Origin of the sequence: Caballeronia sp. LZ065 (genome assembly GCF_031450975.1) — a bacterium.
Classification (GTDB): Bacteria; Pseudomonadota; Gammaproteobacteria; order Burkholderiales; family Burkholderiaceae; genus Caballeronia.
Genome location: NZ_JARUXV010000008.1, coordinates 1 through 14,649, shown reverse-complemented (window position 1 = coordinate 14,649; position 14,649 = coordinate 1). Strand labels below are relative to the sequence as shown.

Here is a 14,649-nt window from a genome sequence, read left to right as displayed (position 1 = left end):
GGCGACAATGCATGAAGCCTTCCTCAAACTCGCTGCCTGCATGATCTGCTGGAATACTCTTCAACGATCTGCTCAGGCATTTTGAAACCACCTCTTAAATTGGATCGGCTGCTCCCCGCCGGTCGTCCTGGCGTACCGGCCGGCCCGGCTGGCTTGACATTACCGGTTCCAACGTTCCGCGTCGCAATTTCGCAGATCTTTGATTGCGAGCATGTCATAGCCTCGGCAGACCGGGTGTCACCAAGGAAAGTCCTGCAACGAGCTTCACGTCTTCGCTTGATCGAAGCGGGCTCGCAGTTATTGGGTTTTGCAAACCTCCTCATGCATCGGCCGATCCACTGCGGCATCCCACATCGGCATCGCGTCGGTCAGCGCCTTCTCAATGACCGCGTGATCTCGGTCATCGTCCCGGAACGTTCGAGAGAGGCGCCTCGCGATACACCACCTCTGCAATCGTAGATCAACGAACGGGCGGCTACGAGGCCGTCCATGCCGTACTAACTGCGGAGATATTGGCCGCCGGAGTGTTTGGCACCCTTCCAGCCCGCATATGCAATGCACCGTTGGGCTGCGGGGTTCGCAACGAGTGATCGTCGAGTCAGGCGTCGGCATCGCGAATTGAGACGCCCGAAGATCTGAGCGCGGGTTCCTGCGACAGCGCTTCGAGCGAGACGCGCCCTGTTTCGACCCGCAAAACCAACACCGCGACGATCAGCGTGCAGAGTAAAAGACCCACGCCCGACAGCACACCAATCACGCCGTAGTCCTTGTAGAGCGCAAGGGTCCCGAACGGCGTAACGATTGCTGCCGCTCTGCCGCACATGCTCGCAAAGCCCGCGCCCCGGAGCCGGTAGGCCGTGGGAAAGACCTCGGGCACGAAGTTGTACTGGCCGATCGAGATCAGGCAGTACAGCGACGACACGAGACAGAAGCCCGCGACCAGGATTTCCGTCGGCGTCTTCATCTGACAGAACGCCGTTGCGCTGACGATCAGCAGAAGGCACGAGAAGACAATCGCCTTGACACGCGTGACCTTGTCCGCGATGAGCGTCGCCATGAGCGAGCCGAAGATCGCGCCGACCGCCATGGTGGTCGTATAGCCGAGCGACTTCGTCACCGTCAAGCCCTGCTCGACGAAGAAGGTCGGCAGCCACACGACGAAGCCATACACCGAGACATTGGTCGTCACGATCAGCAGCGACGCCACCAAGAGTCGCGGCAGCAAGGCCGGCGCGAACAGGTCGCGCAGCGGCGCGGGCGCACCGCTCTCTGTCAGTTGCAGGCTGGCCGGCGGTAGCGCGCCATGGCGGCGTTCCACATCACGCTCGATCGCCGTCGTCACCACTTCCGCTTCCTGCAGCCGGCCGACGCGCTCCAGCCAGCGCGGCGATTCCGGCATGCGCTTGCGCATCGCCCAGACGGCGACGGCGCCCACGCCCGCGATGATGAACATCCATCGCCATCCGAATGTAGGGATAACGAAATATCCGATCCACGACGAAAAGGTCAGACCGCTCGCGATCACCAGCGACAGTGCGGCGCCCCAACGGCCGCGATAAGCCGGCGGCGTGAATTCGCTCAGCGTACCGGCCGCGATCACGAGTTCGGCCCCGAGTCCGAGCCCCATCAGGAAGCGCAAGCCAATCAGCGCCTCAATATTCGGCGCGATATACGCCGCGAGCGACGCCAACCCGAAGATCAGCAGATTGGCCTGATAGGACACGCGCCGTCCGAAGCGGTCGCCGATGATGCCCGCGAACGCCGCGCCGATGAACATGCCAAGGAATGTGCTTGAGACGAAGGCCGCGTTCATCGCGAGCGTGGAGAAGCCCTCCTTTGCCATGGCGGGCGCGACACCGCCCGCGAGATAGATATCGAACGCATCCACCATGCCACCGGCTGCGATCAGCGCCAGCATCTTCCAATGGAAACCGCTCAACGGAAGCCGGTCAAGCCGGCCTCCTGAATTCACCGTCTGCGTCACGTGCGTCTCCTCGATGTCTCGATGTCTTTGGTCGGCCCGGGCGCAAGCTCAGTCGATATTCGGCTGCCGTCACGCATCTCGCCTGCCGCCAGCGTGACGCGTACGCCGACCGATGCCATAGAGTCAGGCGCCGCGGGTCTTAATGCCCTTCGCGTTCGTCGTCTCCTTCCATCGACGAGTGACCATGCTAACAGCGGGACGCGAACGCATTGTTCGGTGTTGGCGCTGCGTTGATCGGTCGCGCCGATAAGTCACGCAATGGTCAACGCGACGCAAGCAGCGTGGCCGACCGATGTTCCATGGCCGCCAGCACCTTCGGATATTCGCTGCGCACGTGTTCGCGGAAGCTGTGCGCCGCCGCGCTGAGTTCCGTGTCCCGCGCGAACAGCACACCGACGACGCGCGTCATCGGCATGTCGGCGAGCGGCAGCGCGGCGCGCGCACGCTGGGCGTTGACCTGCGACAGCGAGCGCGGCAGCAGCGTGACGCCGTGACCCGCATCGACCATGCCCATCAGCGTGTTGAGGTTGTGTGCTTCCAGCGGCGGCGGCAGCGTGATGCCGCGCTTCCGGCACGCCTGCGCAATGGTTTCCAGCACGCCGTCGTAGCGCTTCAGGATCATCAACGGGCACGCCGCCAGTTGTTCGAGCGTCACGGCTTCCTGCCCGCCGAACGGATGATCCAGCGGCATCACGAGCAGCAGCGCTTCTTCGGTAAGCGCTTCGAAGCCGAGCGCGGGCGCGTCGTGATCGAAGACCGCGATGGCGAGATCCGCCGCGCCGGATTCGACTTGCGCGAGCAGATCGGGATATTGCAGGTCGAGCAGCTTGATGCGCACATCGATAAAACGTTGACTGTAGCTGCGGATGATGGCCGGCACCGTGGTCGCGGCTATCATCGGCGTGGCGGCGACGGTCACGCGATGCCCGCCGCGTCCCTGCTGGATGTCCAACGCGTTCAGCATGCCGTGCAGCTCGCGAAGCACCCGCGTCGCGGTCTCGAAGACGCGCACGCCGCTCGGCGTGAGCTCCAGGCGGCGCGTCGTGCGTTCCAGCAACCGGGTCTGGAGCCGCTCTTCGAGCCGCTTGATGCGCGCCGTGACCGAGGGCGGCGACAGATGCAGCCGCGCCGCTGCCTGATTGAAGCTGCCGCATTGCGCCACGGCGGCGAAGGTCTCGAGTTCGCTCAGATCGAGACGCAGGGGCTGGCCCGGTTCCGCTTCGTTCATGTCCGTGCGCCCTGCCCGGCCCGCTCGACCGCCGCCGGGAAGCGACTGGCCAGATAGTCAGAGAAGCGCAGGGCGGCTTGCGTCAGCGGCAACTTGCGCGTTTTCAGGATGCCGTAGTGGCGCTGCAGCTTCACGTCGGCGATCGATGCAACCACGCGGTCGCGATGCGGACTGCCCGACGCCATCGAGCCCGGAAGGAAGCCAAGGCCATTGCCGGCGTCGACCATGCCGAGCAGTGTCGTACGGTTTTCAACCTTGCTGATGTGCGGCGGCGGCACGCCTTCGCGCGTGCAGGCTTGCGTCACGAGGCCGCTCAGCAGCGAGTAGCGTTCGAGCGTCATCAGTTGCTGTCCGGAGAGATCGGTCATGTTGATGGGCCCCGACAGCAGCGGATGACCCTGCGGCAAGACCAGCACCATCTCCTCCTCCGCCAGGTCGTTGAACTCGAAGAACCGCGAGTCGCCGTCGAAGGTGACCACGGCGAAATCGGTCTCGCCCAGTTCGATATGACGCAGCACGTCCTCGTACTGTCCGTCGAGCATGTCGACGTGATAGCCCGGCGACTCCTCGTGGAAAGCCCGGATCAGCGGCGGCAACAGCACCGCCGCGATGCCCGGCGTGGTCGCAACCGTCACGCGCGCGCGCTGCTGCAGCGCGGCTTCGCGGAAGTCGTCCATCAGCGCGTCGATGCCGCGCAGAAGCGCGCGCGCTTCCGCACACAAGCGCACGCCGGCCGGCGTGGTCTCGACCCGGCGCGTGGTGCGCGTCAGCAGCTTCATGCCGACGTTGGTCTCGAGCCGCTGAATGCGCTCGGACACCGTGGGCTGCGAGATGCGCAGTTGTTGCGCGGCGAGCGTGAAGCTGCCGCAGTCCACCACGCAGAGCAGCGTCTGCAGGTCGATCAGCTCGAAACCCGCGCGCCCGGACTCCCGGATATTGGTACGCAAAACTCGTCTCCTGATTTCTTATTTATCGCTTCCACCGATGACTGTAGCGCAAACGCGAAATTGTTAGTGCCGCTTTGTTGCCCGACACTGGCCGTGAAGCCGGTGGAGACCCGGGATCCAGACGCACGGATAACCATGAAAACAATCGTTGCCCCGGCACGCCGGGAACTGAAGTTCGACCTCGCATGCGCGCCGCCGCGTGCCCTTTCACGGCGCCGCCGCGGTAGCAGCGCGCCCGGCTAATGTTGCCGGGCGCGATCCTGGCCACCCGTTCGCGAGCCCACCGAAGCGATTCGAAACCCCGACGCGGCGATCAGTCCGATCCGCCGCAGCGGAGAAGCATTGCCTCGCGGATCGACGTCGCCGCCACCATGCGCCGCGCCGCCCGCGAGCAAAAGTCTGCTGCACATCGACGATAAAAGGAGACATAGCAATGGCAGGAAAGACACCCCGGCAGATGGCGCTGGTCGCGTTTCTGCAGGCCCAGAACTGCTCGATGTACGTCGGCTCGTGGCGCAATCCGGCCTCGGCGATGGATTTCACGTCGCCCGAGTATTACCAGCGCATTGCCCGCACGCTGGAAGAAGGCAAGTTCGACATGGCCTTCTTCGACGACCGCCTAGCGATGCCCGACATCTACGGCGACAGCTTCCGCGAGACGGTGGCGCACGGCGTGCGCGCAGTCAAGATGGACCCGAGCGCCGTGCTGATGGCCATGGCGATGGCTACCTCGCGCCTCGGCCTCGGCGCCACCTATTCCACGACCTACTACGAGCCTTATCACGTCGCGCGGCTGTTCGCGACGCTGGACCTGATGTGCAAGGGGCGCGTCGCATGGAACGTGGTGACGTCGCTGAACGACTCGGAGGCGGCGAACTTCGGCCGCAAGGGCCACCTCGAACACGACCTGCGCTACGACCGCGCCGACGAGTTCATGGAAGTCGTGATGGGCCACTGGGACAGCTGGCGCGACGACTGCATGATCCTCGACCGCGCCACCGACCGCTTCGCCGATCCTGACAAGGTGCAGCGCATCGATCACGAAGGCCGCTTCTTCAGTTCGCGCGGGCCGCTGACCGTACCGCGTTCGGAACAAGGTCATCCGGTGGTGCTGCAGGCCGGCCAGAGCGGCCGCGGCATGCAGTTCGCGGGCCGCTGGGCCGAACTGATCTTCACCGTCTATCCGAGCTTCGAGGCGGGCAAGAAGCAGTATCAGACCTTGCGCAGCGCCATTGCGAACGCCGGCCGCGATCCGGACACGGTGAAGATCGCGCCCGAGTGCAAGATCATCGTCGCCGAATCCGAGTCGCTCGCGCAGGAGCAGCGCGAGATGGTGGCGTCGACCTCGCGCACCATCGACTCGCTGACCTTGCTGTGCGAAGTGCTCAACGTCGATTTCTCCAAGCGGCCTTACGAACTCCCCTTCACCGACGAAGAACTCGCCGCGGTGTCCTGGCAGAGCCTGCGCGATCGCGTGATCGCGACCAGCGGCAAGAAGAACCCGTCGGTGCGCGACTTCGTCGAGGCCTCCGGGCGCGGCACGGTACGCGAAGGCCCGCTGTTCGTCGGCACCCCGACCCAGGTGGCCGACCAGATGGAAGCCTGGTTCGATTCCGCCTGCGACGGCTTCGTACTCTCGGCCACCAAAGTCCCCGGCAGCTTCGACGACATCACCCGCATGGTCGTGCCCGAGTTGCAGCGGCGCGGCCTGTTCCGCAAGGAATACGAACACAGCACGCTGCGCGGCAATCTCGGCCTGCCGCGTCCCAATGCCGGCGACTGGCGCGCCGGAGCGTTCGCCACCCGCCCGTCGGAGCAAAAAATCGCATGAAAAAGGAACTCAGGATTCTCACGCCGAACGGCATGCTCGGCTACGGCATTCCCGAAGCGGACTTCTGGCGCGGTGTCGAGCGCGGTCCCGACGCGATGGTGATCGACTCCGGTTCCACCGATCCCGGTCCGTATCTGCTGGGACAAGGCGCGCTGCTGGTCTCTCGCGAGGCCTACGTGCGCGACCTGACCATCATGCTCGAAGCCTGCGCGGAACGCCGCATCCCGATCTATATCGGCTCGGCAGGCGGCTCCGGCACCAACGCGCAAGTGGACGAACTGGTCGAGATCATCGCCGGGATCGTGCGCGACAACGGCTGGCGGCGTCTGCAGATCGCCAAGATCTACTCCGACATCGACCGCGGCGTGATCCGCGAGCGTCTCGCGGCGGGACGCGTCGGGCCGTGCGGCTCGTCGGGCGAACTGACGGCCGAAGACGTCGACGGCGCGGTCAACGTCGTCGCGCAGATGGGCGGCGAGCCGTTCCTCAAGGTGCTGCAGGAGCGGCCGGACATCGACGTGATCGTGGCCGGCCGCGCCTACGATCCGGCGCCGTTTGCGGGCCTGTGCATGCTGCACGGCATCTCGGACGCGGCTTACTGGCACATGGGCAAGATCGTCGAGTGCGGCGCGAACTGCGCGGAGCCGAAGGGCAAGACGATTCTCGCGACCATCCGCCAGGACAGCTTCGATCTCGAACCGATGGCGCTCGACGAGCGCTGCACCATCGCCTCGGTCGCCGCCCACACGCTGTACGAAAAGAGCAAGCCCGACATGCTCGCCGGACCGGGCGGTGTGCTCGATCTGCGCGAGGCGCGTTACGAGCAGATCAGCGAGCGCGCGGTGCGCGTAAGCGGCAGCCGCTTCATTCCTTCCGAGCAGTACGCGGTGAAGCTCGAAGGCGCGGGTCGCGTGGGTTACCGGACGATTTTCATCGGCGGGATTCGCGATTCGATCCTGCTGAGCCAGATCGACGACTTCCTGGCGCGCGTGCATGAGAGCGCCGCCAAGACCTATCCCGAGATCGCCGAGGGCCGCGCGACGCTCGATTTCCACCAGTACGGCCGCAACGGCGTGATGGGCGCGACGGAGCCGGAACTCGAGCGGATTCCGCACGAGATCGGCCTGATGGGCGAAGTGACCGCGCCGACGCAGGAACTCGCCAACGCCATCTGCAGCAGCACGCGCATCAACGTGCTGCACATGCCCTACGCCGGACAGGTCGCGACCGCGGGCAACTTCGCCATTCCGCTCAACCCGCCGGAAACGCCGACGGGACCGGTGTATCGCTTCTCGGTCTATCACCTGATGGAAGTCGATTCGCCGACCGAACTGTTCCCCATTCACTACTGCGAGACTTGATTCCATGGCAGACCCACTCCAGAAACTCGCCAAGGTCGTGCGCAGCAAGAACTCCGGGCCGTTCGAGATCACCTTCGACGTGATCTTCGACGACGTCGGCGTCTACGAGCGCGTCAAGAAAAGCGGCGTCCTCACGCGCGAGCTGATGTGCCGGCTCTACAAGGTGCAGCCGGACGACATCGTCACGTTCATGTTCTTCGACCCGGCCATGGCGTTCAAGCTGACGCTCAAACGTCACTGGGCGCAGGGCAGCGTCAACGAGCGCGATACCTTCGGCGCGCAGCAGCATGCGCCGCTGATGACGATCGAGGTGGCCTGATGAACGTCGACGACATCGCCCTCAGCCTGGCGCGCTTCGCCCACGGTATGAAGCTGGAAGACGTGCCGCCCGCCGTGCGCGAGCGCGCCCGTCACCTGATGCTCGACGCGCTCGGCTGCGGTCTGGCCGCGCGCGGTCAGGACTACGCCGCGCGTCTGTCCGACACCGTGTTCGATCTCGGTCAGGAGACGCAGGGACAGGCGGCCGTGATCGGCTTCGGCCGACGTCTCGCGGCCCGCGACGCAGCGCTGCTCAACGGCCTGCTGTGCCACGGACTCGACTTCGACGACACCCACATGGCCGGCATCGCGCATCTGAGCGTCAGTGTGCTGCCCGCCACCATGGCGCTCGGCGGCCGGCTCGACGCGAGCGGGGAACACCTGCTGGCCGCGTATATCGTCGGGCTGGAATGCGGCGCGCGCATCGCCAAATGCGTGCGCGGCGGGCTCACCGCGCAGGGGTTTCATCCGAGCGCGGTGGTCGGCGCCTTCGCCAGCACGCTGGCGGCGGGTCGTCTGATGGAGCTGGACGAAGCCCAGCTGATGTCGGCGCAGGGCATCGCGCTGTCGCTGGCGAGCGGGCCCCTCGAGTTCCTGCAGACCGGCGCGTGGACCAAGCGCATTCATCCGGGCTGGGCGGCGCAATCCGGCATCACGGCGGCGACCATGGGCAAGCATCGCATTCCCGCGCCTCCCGCGCCGTATCAGGGCCGCTTCGGTCTGTACAGCACCTTCCTCAGCACCGAACTGCGCGCGGCGGTGGAACCGGCGCTCGCCGTTGCGGGCCTCGACCAGCTTTCCGATCCGTCCGCGTGGGAGCTGATGGACATCGCCGTCAAGCCGTATCCGATGTGCCATTTCGCGCATGCGGCCATCGAGGGTGCGACGCGTTTCCATGATCAGGACATCGACCCCGCGCAGGTCGCGCGCATCGACGTGTTCGTGCCCGAAGGCGTGGTGCCGACGATCTGCGAGCCGGAGGCCGACAAGCGCCGCCCGCAGACCGACTACGACGCCAAGTTCAGCCTGCCCTACTCGATCGCCTGCGGTCTCGTGCTCGGCCGCCTCGGGCTGGAGGAACTCAGGCCGGAACGCTTCTCCGACCCGCGTCTCGTCGCGGTAATGGACAAGACCCACTACACGGTCGACGCCGAGAGCACCTTCCCGCGCCACTACTCGAGCCACGTGCAACTGACCATGGCCGACGGCACGACGCGCATGGAGCGCGTGCCGATCAACCCGGGTCATGCCGAACGGCCGCTGCCGGGCGAGCGGATCGTCGCGAAGTACCGCGCCAACGCCACGCTGCATTTCGGCGAGGCGCACGCGCAGGCGGTGCTGGACGCGGTGATGAACCTGGAGCGTCACACCGTGCGCGAGATGGAAGCCCTGCTCGGGCAGGAACCGAAGTAAGCCGCGCGGCTCGCTGACGGGGAAGCACGCGCGCAGCGAGCCGCAGGACTTCAAACAAAAAAACAGGAGACGAAACTTGAAAACGACGCACACACGCAACACGAAAACGATCTCGCTGGCCGCGCTCGCGTTCTTCGCCGCCGGCCTGAGCGGCAGTGTGGCCGCCTGCGAGGTGAAGATCGGCGCGGTCGGTCCGCTGTCCGGTCCGGCGGCGCAATGGGGCCAGGCGATCAAGGGCGCGGCCGATTTCGTCGCGGCCGAAGCCAACGAAGCCGGCGGCCTGCAGGTGGGCAACGAGAAGTGCAAGGTCACGGTGCTCGCGGTGGACGGCAAGTATTCGGCCGAAGGCGCGGCGGCGGCGGGCAACAATCTGGTGAGCGAGGGCGTGAAGTTCGTGCTCGGCCCGATCGGCTCGCCTGAAGTCACCGGCATCAAGCCGATCGCCGCGCGCAACAATCTGCTCATGATGAGCGACAGCTTCGCGAAGAACGCCATCGGTCCGCAATGGCCGACCGTGTTCCACCTCGGGCCGGGACCGAGCGCGTGGGCCGATCCGATCATCAAGGTGGCGAAGGCGAAGTTCAATCTCACGAGCGTGCTGATGATCGGCCCGAACGATCAGGCCGGCACCGACGTCGCCGACGTGGCCGGCAAGGTCTACGAAAAAAATGGCATTAAGGTCGGCCTCGAGTATTACCAGCGCGGAACCACCAACTTCGCGCCGGTCGTGACCCGCATCCTGCGCGCCAAGCCCGACGCGGTCGATGTCGCGTCCTGCCCGCCCGGCGACGCCGGCACGGTGATCAAGCAGCTGCGTCAGGCCGGTTTCACGGGCGCCATTGGACGGCTGGGCGGTCCGGGCACCGACGAGATCATGCGAGCGACGGGCGGCCCCGAGGTCATCGGCGATTTCTACTGGTACGAGCCGATCTTCATCGACGACAAGATCCGCGAGATGGGCACGCGCTACAAGACACTGCTCAAGGCCGATCCGCCGAGCAACAACTTCTTCTACCAGTTCAGCGCCGGGGCGCGCATGGTGCTCAAGGCGATCACTGCAGCGGGCACCGCGACCGACACCGCCAAGGTCGCCGCCGCGCTGCGCGCCATGCCGGTCGACGATCCGAATCTCGGCAAGGGCTTGTGGATCGGCCAGGAGTTCTTCGGCATCAATCAGGAGCTCTCGCTGCCGTATGGCGTCGGCCTGATCGTGAAGGGCAAGGTGCAGCCGGTGCAGCGCATGGCCGCCGCCACGGGAAAATGAAATGGACGACCTCATCTCCACCGGGCTGATCGGCCTGTCTCTTGGCGGGCAGTATGCGCTGCTCGCACTGGGATTCACGCTGATCTTCGGCATCCTCGGCGTCGTGAATTTTGCGCACGGCGGCTTCTATCTGCTGGGCGGCTACGTCGCCTACGCCGCGGTGCATTTTCTCGACGCGCCGTTCGTCGTCGCGCTGCTGATCGCGGTGCTGGCGACGGCGGCACTCGGCTATATGTTCGAGAGCCTGCTGCTGGAGCGGGTGATCGACGATCCGCTGTCCTCGCTGGTGCTCACGCTCGGGCTGTATCTCGTGCTGACCAACGGCGTGCAGGCGGTGTTCGGCGCGGAGTCGGTCGATTTCACCTTTCCGTTGAGCGGCGTGTGGCGGGCCGGCAGCTTCTTCGTGCCGATCGAGAACATGGTGCTGCTCGCGGCCAGCCTCGCGGTCATCGGCCTGACCTACGCGATGATCTACCGCACCAACCTCGGCCGTTCTTTGCGCGCGATGGCGCAGGACCGTCCGGTGGCGCGCGCCCAGGGCATGCGCGTGGGCATGCTCTTTCCGCTCGCGTTCGCGATCTCCACCGGGCTCGCCGGGCTGACCGGTGCGCTCGTCTCGCCGATCTTCTCGCTCGCGCCGCACGTGGGCGATCCGGTGCTCGCGACGTCCTTCCTAGTGGTGATTCTGGGCGGCCTCGGCAGCATCGGCGGAGCCACCGCAGCGGCGTTTCTGGTGGGACTGGTCGAGGCGTATTCGTCGGTCTATCTGGGCGGCTCGAAGGGCGCGCTCGTGCTGTTCGTGCTGGTGCTGATCATCCTGGTCGTGCGGCCGACCGGCCTGTTCGGCCGCACCGTGAGAGGAGCGTGACATGGCGGAATCGTTCATTCAGCGCGTGACGCGCCGTGTCGGCGCAGCCGAGATGGTGCTGCTGGTGGTACTGTTCGCGTGCTTTATGGTGCCGGCGCTGACTGCCAGCCCGTCGCTCGTGTCGCTGCTGTCGCAGATCCTCATCGCGCTGATCGGCGCGCTGGCGGTCTACATCATGATGCGCATGGACCTGATGACCTTCGGCGTGCCTGCCTTCATGGCAGTAGGCGCCTACGCGGGCGCCATCATGAGCCTGGATCACGGCGTGACCAACCTGCTGGCGCTCGCCGGCATCAGCTTCATCGTGCCGATGCTGATCGCGCTGCCGCTCGGCTGGATGGTGTTACGACTTAGCGGCGTGTACTTCGTGCTGGTGACCTTCGTGATCGCCGAGATCGTGCCGCTGGTGCTGTTCGAGACCAGCTCGCTGACCGGCGGCGCAAACGGCCTCGCCGGTCTGCCCGCGCCGGTGCTGATGGGCTGGACCGTCCAGGACAACCGCGCGGTGCTGCAGATGGCGATCGGCGTGGCACTGCTGTGCGCCATCGTGACGGTGGCGCTGACGCGCGCGCTGCGACGCCAGTTCGCCGCCATCGAGGAAGACCCGGTGCTCGCGCAAAGCCTCGGGCTGGTGGTGTGGAAGCACAAGGTGATCGGCTTCTGCGTGGCGGCGGGCATCAGCGGACTGGGCGGCTTTGTGCTGGTCAACATGCTGCTGACCGCGCATCCGAGTTCCTTTTCGGCGATCTCGTCGGTCAACTACATCGCGTATGCCATCGTCGGCGGGCGGGCTTCGATCCTGGGACCGCTGGTGGGCAGCACGCTGCTGGTGTGGGCTACCAACCTGTTCAGCTTCGAAGGCCAGTATTCGCAGGGACTGTTCGGGCTGCTGCTGATGGTGGTGGTGCTGGCCACCAAGGGCGGCATCGTCGGACTGGCGATGTCGGTCTGGCCGCCGCTCGCGCACCGCTTCCGCCATCGCGCCTCGGCGGTCTCCGCCGCCGCGCCGCCGCAGGCCGCACCACAAGGAGACAAATGACATGGCGATTGGCATCGATACACCGCTGTTGCGCGTCGAACATGTCTGCAAGCGCTTTGGCGGCGTGCAGGTATTCGACGACGTCAGCTTCGCAGTCGCGCCCGGCGAAGTGCTGGGCGTGATTGGACCGAACGGCGCGGGTAAGACCACGCTCATCAACGTCACGTCCGGCCAGCTCGCGCCCAGCGCCGGCCGCGTGCTGCTGCAGGAGCGCGACGTCACGCGCCTGCCGATGCACGCCCGCGCCCGGCTCGGCCTCGTGCGCAGCTTCCAGCAGACGAAGACCTTCAAGCAGGCGTCGGTGCGCGAGAACATCGAACGGGCGCTGAGCTTCAGCGGCGGCTTGCACACCGCCGCCGCGGACCATATCGACAGCCTGCTCGACCGCTTCGATCTGCGCCAGCATCTGGCGCGCCAGAGCGACAAGCTCGCCTATGGCCAGCAGAAGCTGCTCGGTCTGCTGCTCACCTGCGCGACGAGTCCGCGCATCCTGCTGCTCGACGAACCGGCCGCCGGTCTGGAGGGCAGCGAGCGCACCCGGATCGACGATTTCGTGCGCAGCGCGATCGAGCATTTCGGTTGCGGCGTGCTGATCGTCGAACACGACATGGACCTGATCAAGCGTCTGTGCACACGCGCGCTAGTGCTGGACGGCGGCCGCCTGGTCGCCGAGGGCGCCCCGCACGAAGTGCTGACGCGGCCCGAGGTGCTGGCCGCCTATCTCGGCACCGCCCACAGCGAAGCCGACGAGGAGGCCGCCGCATGCTGAACGTTTCCCGATTGCAGGTGCGCTACGGCGGCATCACGGCGGTGCGCGATCTCTCGATCCGTGTCGACGAAGGCGAGACCGTGCTGCTGGTCGGCGCCAACGGGGCCGGCAAGTCGAGCCTGATCAACGCCGTCATCGGTCTGGTTCCGGCGAGCGGCGGTTCGATCTCGCTGAAGGGCGCGGACATTCACGGCCTGAGTTGCGAGCGGCGCGCGCGGCACGGTATCGGCTATTCGCCCGAAGGCCGACATGTGTTTCCGCTGATGTCGGTGCGCGACAACGTGCTGTGCGGCGGATTCCGTTTGTCAGGGGCGCAGCAGCGTGCCTCCTACGACTGGCTAGCCTCGCTGTTCCCGATGCTGGCGGAGCGCGCCGCGCAGCCGGCCGGCCAGTTGAGCGGCGGCCAGCAGCAGATCGTCGCGATCGCGCGCGCGATGAGTTCGCGGCCCGCCCTGCTCCTGCTCGACGAACCTTTCCTTGGCCTCGCGCCGGTCTGGATCGAGCAAATCAGCCGCGCGGTGCGGCAATTTCAGGCGCAGGGCGCGACCATCCTGATGACCGAGCAGATGGCCGTCCCGGCGCTCAAGCTCGCCACGCGCGCCTATGTGATGCGTGGCGGAATCGTTACCCGCGAGGGCAGTCCGGCCGAAATCCGGGAAGCCGCGCTTTCGAACGAATATCTATGAATCCACTCTTCAACAAGATCGAGGACAACGGCGAGGTCTACGAGCTCTATGCCCTGCGCTACGCCACCACCCGCAACCGCTCGGCCAAACAGAACTTCCTGATCACGCACGACATCCACGACACGCCGATGCCGATGGACTTCTACGTGTGGTTCGCGGTCTGCGGCGAGCGCGTGATCATGATCGACGGCGGTGCGCACGAAACGACTGTGCGTGCGCGCGGCCACGAGTTTCTGCGCTGTCCCGCACAGGCGATGACCGAGCTCGGCTTCCGGCCGGAGTCCGTCACCGATCTGATCGTGAGCCACATGCACTGGGACCACATGGGCAACGTCGACAAGTTCCCCAACGCCCGGCTGCACATCCACAAGACGGAGATGGCTTTCGCCACCGGCTGCGACATGTGCCAGCCGCTGCTGCAACGTCCTTATGACGTGGAACAAGTCTGTCAGGTCGTGCGGGCGCTGTACGGCGGCCGGGTCAACTTTAACGAGGGGGAATGTGCGATCGCGCCGGGCATCGGCGCGCATCACGTGGGCGGTCATGCGCCCGGCCTGCAAGTGGTGACCGTGCGCACGCGCCGGGGCGTTGTGGTGCTCGCCTCCGATGCGCTGCATTTCTACGAGAACCTGACGCGCGACAATCCGTTTTCGGTTGTCGTGGATGTGCCCGATTATCTCCGGGCATTCGGTACGTTGGCACGCCTCGCAGCGAGCCCTGAGCACATTGTTCCGGGGCATGACCCGCTGGTGCTGAGACTTTATCCGCCGGCATCCGATGCATGGGCCGGCGAAGCGGTGCGCCTGGACGCGGTGCCCTCGCAGCCGACTCCGCTGGCTGGACTAAGAGGTGGTTTCAAAATGCCTGAGCAGATCGTTGAAGAGTATTCCAGCAGATCATGCAGGCAGCGAGTTTGAGGAAGGCTTCATGCATTGTCGCCA

Annotated in this window: 13 protein-coding genes; 10 read left to right on the top strand and 3 right to left on the bottom strand. The window is 65.7% G+C overall.

Annotation, left to right across the window (positions count from 1 at the left end; translation table 11 throughout):
* Positions 1–598: 598 nt before the first annotated feature.
* From QCE63_RS35170 to QCE63_RS35160, 3 genes are all read right to left on the bottom strand, one after another.
* The gene (locus QCE63_RS35170; protein ID WP_309839841.1) at positions 599–1,984 is read right to left on the bottom strand and encodes an MFS transporter; all 1,386 of its coding nucleotides are present in this window, start codon (positions 1,982–1,984) and stop codon (positions 599–601) included.
* Between the two features lie 262 nt (positions 1,985–2,246).
* Complete coding sequence (locus tag QCE63_RS35165) at positions 2,247–3,212, bottom strand: LysR family transcriptional regulator (RefSeq protein ID WP_309839838.1); 966 nt, start codon at positions 3,210–3,212, stop codon at positions 2,247–2,249.
* Positions 3,209–4,159, bottom strand: coding sequence for a LysR family transcriptional regulator (locus tag QCE63_RS35160; RefSeq protein ID WP_309839836.1), 951 nt, complete (start codon positions 4,157–4,159; stop codon positions 3,209–3,211). Before QCE63_RS35160 ends, QCE63_RS35165 begins: the two co-directional genes overlap by 4 nt.
* A 433-nt stretch (positions 4,160–4,592) precedes the next feature.
* Between QCE63_RS35160 and QCE63_RS35155 the strand changes: the two genes are divergently transcribed.
* The 10 genes from QCE63_RS35155 (at position 4,593) to QCE63_RS35110 (ending at position 14,625) form a co-directional block, all read left to right on the top strand.
* Positions 4,593–5,990, top strand: a complete 1,398-nt coding sequence (locus QCE63_RS35155; RefSeq protein ID WP_309839834.1) for an LLM class flavin-dependent oxidoreductase — start codon at positions 4,593–4,595, stop codon at positions 5,988–5,990.
* Complete coding sequence (locus QCE63_RS35150; protein ID WP_309839832.1) at positions 5,987–7,351, top strand: acyclic terpene utilization AtuA family protein; 1,365 nt, start codon at positions 5,987–5,989, stop codon at positions 7,349–7,351. The genes QCE63_RS35155 and QCE63_RS35150 overlap by 4 nt, the downstream gene beginning before the upstream one ends.
* Positions 7,352–7,355: 4 nt before the next feature.
* The gene (locus QCE63_RS35145; RefSeq protein WP_309839830.1) at positions 7,356–7,670 is read left to right on the top strand and encodes a DUF4387 domain-containing protein; all 315 of its coding nucleotides are present in this window, start codon (positions 7,356–7,358) and stop codon (positions 7,668–7,670) included.
* Positions 7,670–9,082, top strand: a complete 1,413-nt coding sequence (locus tag QCE63_RS35140; RefSeq protein ID WP_309839828.1) for an MmgE/PrpD family protein — start codon at positions 7,670–7,672, stop codon at positions 9,080–9,082. Before QCE63_RS35145 ends, QCE63_RS35140 begins: the two co-directional genes overlap by 1 nt.
* 76 nt (positions 9,083–9,158) lie before the next feature.
* Positions 9,159–10,346, top strand: coding sequence for an ABC transporter substrate-binding protein (locus QCE63_RS35135; protein ID WP_309839826.1), 1,188 nt, complete (start codon positions 9,159–9,161; stop codon positions 10,344–10,346).
* A gap of 1 nt (position 10,347) precedes the next feature.
* A complete protein-coding gene (locus QCE63_RS35130) occupies positions 10,348–11,214 on the top strand; it encodes a branched-chain amino acid ABC transporter permease (RefSeq protein WP_309839824.1) in 867 nt (288 codons plus the stop codon).
* Position 11,215: 1 nt separating this feature from the next.
* On the top strand, positions 11,216–12,253 hold the full coding sequence (locus QCE63_RS35125; RefSeq protein WP_309839821.1) for a branched-chain amino acid ABC transporter permease: 1,038 nt from the start codon (positions 11,216–11,218) through the stop codon (positions 12,251–12,253).
* A 1-nt stretch (position 12,254) separates the two neighbouring features.
* Positions 12,255–13,022 (top strand): ABC transporter ATP-binding protein, encoded by a 768-nt coding sequence (locus QCE63_RS35120; protein WP_309839819.1) that lies wholly within the window; start codon positions 12,255–12,257, stop codon positions 13,020–13,022.
* On the top strand, positions 13,016–13,708 hold the full coding sequence (locus QCE63_RS35115; protein ID WP_309839818.1) for an ABC transporter ATP-binding protein: 693 nt from the start codon (positions 13,016–13,018) through the stop codon (positions 13,706–13,708). Before QCE63_RS35120 ends, QCE63_RS35115 begins: the two co-directional genes overlap by 7 nt.
* Positions 13,705–14,625 (top strand): N-acyl homoserine lactonase family protein, encoded by a 921-nt coding sequence (locus QCE63_RS35110; protein WP_309839817.1) that lies wholly within the window; start codon positions 13,705–13,707, stop codon positions 14,623–14,625. The genes QCE63_RS35115 and QCE63_RS35110 overlap by 4 nt, the downstream gene beginning before the upstream one ends.
* The last annotated feature ends 24 nt before the right edge of the window (positions 14,626–14,649 follow it).

What these genes read in the sequence shown, in the direction of transcription:
- QCE63_RS35165 (WP_309839838.1), bottom strand. Translation starts at nt 3,212, where the DNA reads ATGAACGAAGCGGAACCGGGCCAGCCCCTGCGTCTCGATCTGAGCGAA.
- QCE63_RS35155 (WP_309839834.1), top strand. Translation starts at nt 4,593, where the DNA reads ATGGCAGGAAAGACACCCCGGCAGATGGCGCTGGTCGCGTTTCTGCAG.
- QCE63_RS35150 (WP_309839832.1), top strand. Translation starts at nt 5,987, where the DNA reads ATGAAAAAGGAACTCAGGATTCTCACGCCGAACGGCATGCTCGGCTAC.
- QCE63_RS35145 (WP_309839830.1), top strand. Translation starts at nt 7,356, where the DNA reads ATGGCAGACCCACTCCAGAAACTCGCCAAGGTCGTGCGCAGCAAGAAC.
- QCE63_RS35140 (WP_309839828.1), top strand. Translation starts at nt 7,670, where the DNA reads ATGAACGTCGACGACATCGCCCTCAGCCTGGCGCGCTTCGCCCACGGT.
- QCE63_RS35130 (WP_309839824.1), top strand. Translation starts at nt 10,348, where the DNA reads ATGGACGACCTCATCTCCACCGGGCTGATCGGCCTGTCTCTTGGCGGG.
- QCE63_RS35125 (WP_309839821.1), top strand. Translation starts at nt 11,216, where the DNA reads ATGGCGGAATCGTTCATTCAGCGCGTGACGCGCCGTGTCGGCGCAGCC.
- QCE63_RS35120 (WP_309839819.1), top strand. Translation starts at nt 12,255, where the DNA reads ATGGCGATTGGCATCGATACACCGCTGTTGCGCGTCGAACATGTCTGC.
- QCE63_RS35115 (WP_309839818.1), top strand. Translation starts at nt 13,016, where the DNA reads ATGCTGAACGTTTCCCGATTGCAGGTGCGCTACGGCGGCATCACGGCG.
- QCE63_RS35110 (WP_309839817.1), top strand. Translation starts at nt 13,705, where the DNA reads ATGAATCCACTCTTCAACAAGATCGAGGACAACGGCGAGGTCTACGAG.